The 6,000-nt window shown below is 60.5% G+C and carries 5 protein-coding genes; 3 read left to right on the forward strand and 2 right to left on the reverse strand.

Going from position 1 to position 6,000, the window contains the following annotated elements; translation table 11 throughout:
* Positions 1-441: 441 nt before the first annotated feature.
* The 3 genes from ORL50_RS28435 to ORL50_RS28445 all read left to right on the forward strand — a co-directional run bounded on the left by ORL50_RS28435 (position 442) and on the right by ORL50_RS28445 (position 3,410).
* A complete protein-coding gene (locus tag ORL50_RS28435) occupies positions 442-2,595 on the forward strand; it encodes a TonB-dependent receptor family protein (protein WP_266020002.1) in 2,154 nt (717 codons plus the stop codon).
* 92 nt (positions 2,596-2,687) lie between these two features.
* Positions 2,688-2,855: a hypothetical protein gene (locus ORL50_RS28440; protein WP_266020003.1), complete on the forward strand. Its 168-nt coding sequence runs from the start codon at positions 2,688-2,690 to the stop codon at positions 2,853-2,855.
* A gap of 264 nt (positions 2,856-3,119) precedes the next feature.
* Positions 3,120-3,410, forward strand: a complete 291-nt coding sequence (locus ORL50_RS28445; protein WP_266020004.1) for a hypothetical protein — start codon at positions 3,120-3,122, stop codon at positions 3,408-3,410.
* Between the two features lie 75 nt (positions 3,411-3,485).
* Here ORL50_RS28445 and ORL50_RS28450 read toward each other — a convergent pair whose 3' ends face one another.
* Both ORL50_RS28450 and ORL50_RS28455 read right to left on the reverse strand, forming a co-directional pair.
* Positions 3,486-3,683 carry a YbdD/YjiX family protein gene (locus ORL50_RS28450; protein WP_266020006.1) on the reverse strand — a complete coding sequence of 66 codons (198 nt, stop codon included), beginning with the start codon at positions 3,681-3,683 and terminating at the stop codon, positions 3,486-3,488.
* A 14-nt stretch (positions 3,684-3,697) separates the two neighbouring features.
* Complete coding sequence (locus ORL50_RS28455) at positions 3,698-5,755, reverse strand: carbon starvation CstA family protein (RefSeq protein WP_122839521.1); 2,058 nt, start codon at positions 5,753-5,755, stop codon at positions 3,698-3,700.
* Positions 5,756-6,000: the final 245 nt, after the last annotated feature.

A 6,000-nucleotide genomic window follows, 5' to 3' on the forward strand; every position in this document is an offset into this window, starting at 1 on the left:
GCAGAAACGGATATGCACCCAAAGCAAGATCAAAAGATCGCAGCCTCGTTTCACTCGACAGCTCCTACAGGAAAATCAATGCAACCCGCTGTAGGGGCGGAACCATAAGCAGCCGTGACCGCAGAAACGAATATGCACCCAAAGCAAGATCAAAAGATCGCAGCCTCGTTCCACTCGACAGCTCCTACGGGAAAATCAATGCAACCCGCCGTAAGGGCGGAACCATAAGCAGCCGTGACCGCAAAACGGATATCTACACTCAAGTGTTGCCCCACCAACACCAATCCAAACAAAAGAACTCCCAACAACAAAACTCACAACAAAACCCCACTCAAAGAGCCCAAAAAAGCACTGGCACACTTACTGCTTAGTCCACCACAAGCATGACTATACGAATAGAAAGCCCAGACAAATCTATCTATTCATTGGGGAACGAACTTGATGCATTCAGTATTCCGGGGAGAGCTGCAAAAATTACCGCAAGCCATCCGCCAAGCCACCTGGTTAACAACAGTAGGACTCGGCTCCGCCCTGTTGCTTTCAGGCGTCGCACAAGCAGATGAACAGCCCACCGCCAACTCAACCGAGCCACAACTGCAAACAGTCACCGTAAAAGGCCAGCAAATCACCCCAGCCGAAACCGCAAAACAACAGCTCGACCAAGTACCCGGCGGCACCAGCGTCGTCGACAGCGAACAAGTGTCCAAAGGCAGAACAGCCACCCTGCAAGACACCCTCGCCTACCAACCCGGCGTATTCGTACAATCCACCGGCGGCAACGACGCAGCCAAAATCTCCATCCGCGGCTCAGGCGCCAACACCTCCCCGGGCTACTTCCGCGAAGGCATCAAATTCCTCTTCAACGGCCTACCCATCACCGGCCCCGGCGGCACGCCCTACGAGTTTCTGAACGGCTCCGGCGTCAACTACACCGAAATCCTGCGCGGCGCCAACGCCTTCCAGTACGGCGCCTTGAGCCTGGGCGGCGCCATCAACTTCGTCAACCAGACCGGCTACACCGCCCCCGGCCTGCGCCTGCGGGCAGAGGCTGGCAGCTACGGCTACAACAAACAGAGTGCCAGCTTCGGCGGAGTCGAGGGCGACTTCGATTACTACATCAACGCCGACAACTACCGCAGCGACGGGTTTCGCGACTACAGCCTGTCGAAAAGCCAGGGCGTGGTCGCCAACTTCGGCTACAAATTCAGCCCCAAACTCGAAACCCAGCTGATGCTGCGCTACCGCGACGAGTACCACAACGACCCAAGCGCCACCACCCTGGACCAGGTCAAGCACCACAGTGATCGCGCCAGCGCCACCGCAGCGTCCAGCGGCGCCGGCAGCCGTCGACCGGGCAGCGTCTGGGCCGGCAGCAAGACCACCTACACCTTCGATGACGACGCCACGTTGTCCGTGGGCCTGGCCTACTACGAGTACGCCCACAACAACAGCCCCAACAGCCCGAGCAACCCAAGCTTCTGGAACTGGCACGACCTCAGCGCGGTGATCAACTACGACCGCACCGATCAATGGTTCGGCCACGAAAGCCGCTCCAGCATCGCCTTCACTTCCACCGAACACCTTAAAGGCGAAGTCGACTCCGCCTTCGCCAACAAGCAGACGCGCAAGCTGGTGGACTACGGCTCGTCCTTCGACCACGTGTTCTCCCTGGGTAACGACCTGGAACTGGTCGACGACCTGTGGCTGACCACTGGCGTGTCCGCGATCAACGTGCGCCGCCACGCCAACGTCAAGGAGTCGCTGGTCGCCAACACCACCGCCTTTCCCACCGACGTGACCTACGACAACTGGAGCCTGGCGCCGCGGATCGGCGTGCGCTACCAGTTCAATCCAAACCTGCAGGTGTTCGCCAACGTCAGCCGCTCGGTAGATCCACCGGCCTCCTGGGAATACTCCGGTTCCGGCCCCACCGCGCCTTATGTTCGGCCGCTGGTGGAACAAAAAGCCAACACCGTGGAAGTCGGCATCAAGGGTTCCGCAGGGATCTTCGACGGCAGCCTGGCGCTGTATCGCTCGTGGGTGAAGGATGAGTTGCTCAACGTCCAGTTGATCGGCGCCACCCCCACCGCAGCCGCCGTCACCGGCGCGTTTAACGCCACGCCGACGATTCACCAGGGCGTTGAAGCCGGTTTAAACACTCGCCTGTGGGAAAATGCCAGCGGTGAGCAGGTCTCCCTGCGCCAGGTGTACACCTACAACGACTTCTACTATCGCCATGACCCGACCTTCGGCGACAACCAACTGCCGGGCATCCCCAAGCACGTGTACCAGGGCGAAGTGCAGTACGAGCATCCGAGCGGCTTCTACACCGGGTTCAACGTACAGTCGGCCTCGCGCACGGCAGTCGATTACGCCAACAGTTTCTACGCACCGTCCTACACCATCTTCGGTGCGAACGTGGGCTACGAAACGCCGAACAAGGACTGGAAGGTTTCGCTGGACCTGAAGAACCTGGCCAACAAGAAATACGTCACGGCAGTGCAGCCGCTGTACGACGCCAGAGGCCAGGACACCGCTTCACTGTATCCAGGTGACGGTGTCGGCGCCTACGTAGCGGTGGAAATGCGCTACTGATGCCAGGGCCCGGGGCTTGGATCCAATGCGCCCCTGGGTGCCCGGTTACCTGCTACCCTCAGGGCACGGAAGAACTGGACGCAGGAGGACGTATGAGCAATACACCCAAGCACGGCTGGACCTGGGCCTACCACAAACTTCGCGGCCTGCACTGCTCGCGCGTCACGGCGTTGTATCGGGCCACCCTGTACGCCCTGCGCGGCGATACCGGAACGCTCACCAGTGGCGATAACTGGCAGAAGATTCGTCTGCGCCGTTAAATCCGGGGGCCGCTACGCGCCCCGACGCAGGCTTCGCCAGCTGCTACAAGGCTTGGGGGGGGATGGGCTTTTTGTAGCAGCTGCCGAAGGCTGCGTTCGTCTGCGCAGCAGGCGCTATGTTTGGCCTTGGAACGCTGGGGGCCGCTGCGCGCCCCAACGCGGGCTTCGCCAGCTGCTACACAATGACCGTTCGTCCGCTGGCTCGCACCTATCGTCCGTGCATCCTTCCAATGTTGTGTTAATCACTCGCAAGGAAGATTCAACATGATGAACAGAAAATTTGCGGTGCTCACGCTTGTAGGTGTCATGTCGGCCTTCTCGCTCAACGCCTACGCAGCAGGCGAATCCACCAGTGGTACATCCTCGTCGGATGGCACCAGCCAAACCCGCGATCCGGCGCCTGAAGCCACCAATGCCAACCCCGATGCCGCCTCGTTGCCTAAAGGTTCGGATGGCAACACCACCGACAATGGTCCGGCTCCAGCGGGCGCCAAGGCTGGCGGTGCGGATAAAGCTGGTGGTGGCAGCAGCAGTGGTGGCAGCGGCGGTAGCTGATATCAATTCAGTCACTGCGTAAACAACTGTGGGAGCGAATTCGCTCCCACAGTTATTACTCAAGCATTCAACGGTTCAACAACACTTCGGCCCGGCCTTGCTCCCGTACCGCGCCTCCTGACGCTCGCGAAAGAACATCTCGTAATCCATCATCGGCTGGTCCGGGTGCTTGGTCTGCATGTGCTCGACATAGTTGTCATAGTCAGGCATCCCCACCATCAACCGCGCAGCCTGCCCCAGATACTTCCCCAGCCGACTCAAGTCATTAAACATGCTGCCCTCCTCACTCAGGCCTCTGGCAGCGCCTGGTACGGAGCTTCCTTGTCCGTGCGTTCCTTGCTACCCCAGGCGGCAATACCGACCTTCAGGGCAAAGAACAGGATGCTGAACACCACCAGCAGGAACAGCGCCGTCAGCGTCGCGTTGGTGTAGGCGTTGTAGATCACATGCTGCATCTGATTGATGTCCTTGGCCGGCGCGAGAATCTGCCCGTTGGCCAGCGCGTCGCTGTACTTCTTCGCCAGCGCGAGGAAGCCGATCGCCGGGTTGGCATCAAACAGCTTGATAAAGCCGGCGGTCGTGGTGCAGATCAGCAACCACACCGCAGGCAGCATGGTCACCCACACATAACGTTGACGCTTCATCTTGATCAGCACCACCGTCGCCAGCATCAGCGCGATACCCGCGAGCATCTGGTTGGAAATACCAAACAGCGGCCACAAGGTGTTGATCCCACCCAGCGGGTCGATCACGCCCTGGTACAGCAGATACCCCCACATCGCCACGCAGCCAGCGGTGGCAATCAGGTTGGCGGCCCAGGACTCGGTGCGTTTAAGCGCCGGGACAAACGAGCCGAGCAAATCCTGGAGCATGAAGCGTCCGGCGCGAGTACCGGCGTCCACCGCCGTCAGGATAAACAACGCTTCAAACAGAATCGCGAAGTGGTACCAGAACGCCATGGTGTTTTCACCTGGCAGCAGTTGGTGCAGGATCTGCGCGATGCCCACCGCCAGGGTCGGCGCACCACCGGCACGAGCCAGGATGGTGGTCTCACCAATATCCCGGGCCACAGCTTCCAGCGCGTCCGGCGTGATCGCAAAGCCCCAGCTGCTGACCGTCTGCGCGACCGTCACCGCATCGGAACCGACGATCGCCGCCGGGCTGTTCATCGCGAAGTACACGCCCGGCTCGATCACCGAAGCGGCCACCATCGCCATGATCGCCACGAAGGATTCCATCAGCATGCCGCCGTAACCGATGTAACGGGCATGCCCTTCGCTGGCCAGCAATTTCGGCGTGGTGCCGGACGCGATCAGCGCATGGAAACCCGACACCGCACCACAGGCGATGGTGATAAACAGGAATGGAAACAGACCGCCTTTCCACACCGGCCCAGTGCCGTCGATGAACTGGGTCAGGGCTGGCATTTTCAGGTCTGGCATGGTCACCAGAATGCCGATCGCCAGGGCCACGATGGTGCCGATTTTGAGGAAGGTCGACAGGTAGTCGCGAGGCGCCAGGATCAGCCACACCGGCAACACCGCCGCAACAAAACCATAGCCAATCAGCATCCAGGTGATCTGGATCCCGGTGAAAGTAAACGCCTTCGCCCACACCGGATCAGCCGCAATCTGCCCGCCCAGCCAGATCGAGCCCAGCAACAGCAACACGCCCACTACCGAGATCTCGCCAATGCGGCCCGGGCGGATGTAGCGCATGTAAATGCCCATGAACATCGCGATCGGCACAGTCGCCATCACGGTGAACATGCCCCACGGGCTCTCGGCCAGGGCCTTGACCACGATCAGCGCCAGCACCGCGAGGATGATGATCATGATCAGGAAGCAGCCGAACAGCGCGATGGTCCCGGGGATGCGACCCATCTCTTCGCGGACCATGTCGCCCAGGGAGCGGCCGTTGCGCCGGGTCGACAGGAACAGCACCATGAAGTCCTGCACTGCACCGGCCAGCACCACACCGGCGATCAGCCACAGCGTGCCGGGCAGGTAACCCATCTGCGCCGCCAGGACTGGACCGACCAAAGGCCCGGCGCCCGCAATGGCCGCGAAGTGGTGGCCGAACAGTACGTGTTTGTTGGTCGGCACGTAGTCCAGACCATCGTTGTTGAGCACGGCAGGCGTGGCTCGATTGGGGTCCAGCTGCATCACCTTGTTGGCGATGAACAGGCTGTAGTAACGATAAGCGACGAGGTAGATGGCGACTGCTGCGACTACGATCCACAGGGCGTTGATGGCTTCGCCGCGGCGCAGGGCCACGACACTCAGCGCGAACGCACCCAGGACAGCCACGGCAAACCAGGCAAGGTGTTTAGCCAGACGGGGCATATGCGTCTCCTGCCGACAGCGCATGGCTGCGGCGGTAATTTTTATAATTGTGTCCGCTGTGCGGAGCGGGCCCAATATCCGCGCATGCCGTCCACAAATAAATCCGCAGAACTACGTACGCAGCGCCTACGTAGTTCTACGTAGACACCCGAACCTTTCTGCCACACCACCACCCCCTGTGGGAGCGGGCTTGCTCGCGAAGGCGCCACAGCTCACCCCACCCCTCCACACTACAGAACCGGACT

The organism is Pseudomonas sp. RIT-562, from assembly GCF_026241895.1.
Classification (GTDB): Bacteria; Pseudomonadota; Gammaproteobacteria; order Pseudomonadales; family Pseudomonadaceae; genus Aquipseudomonas; species Aquipseudomonas mandelii_F.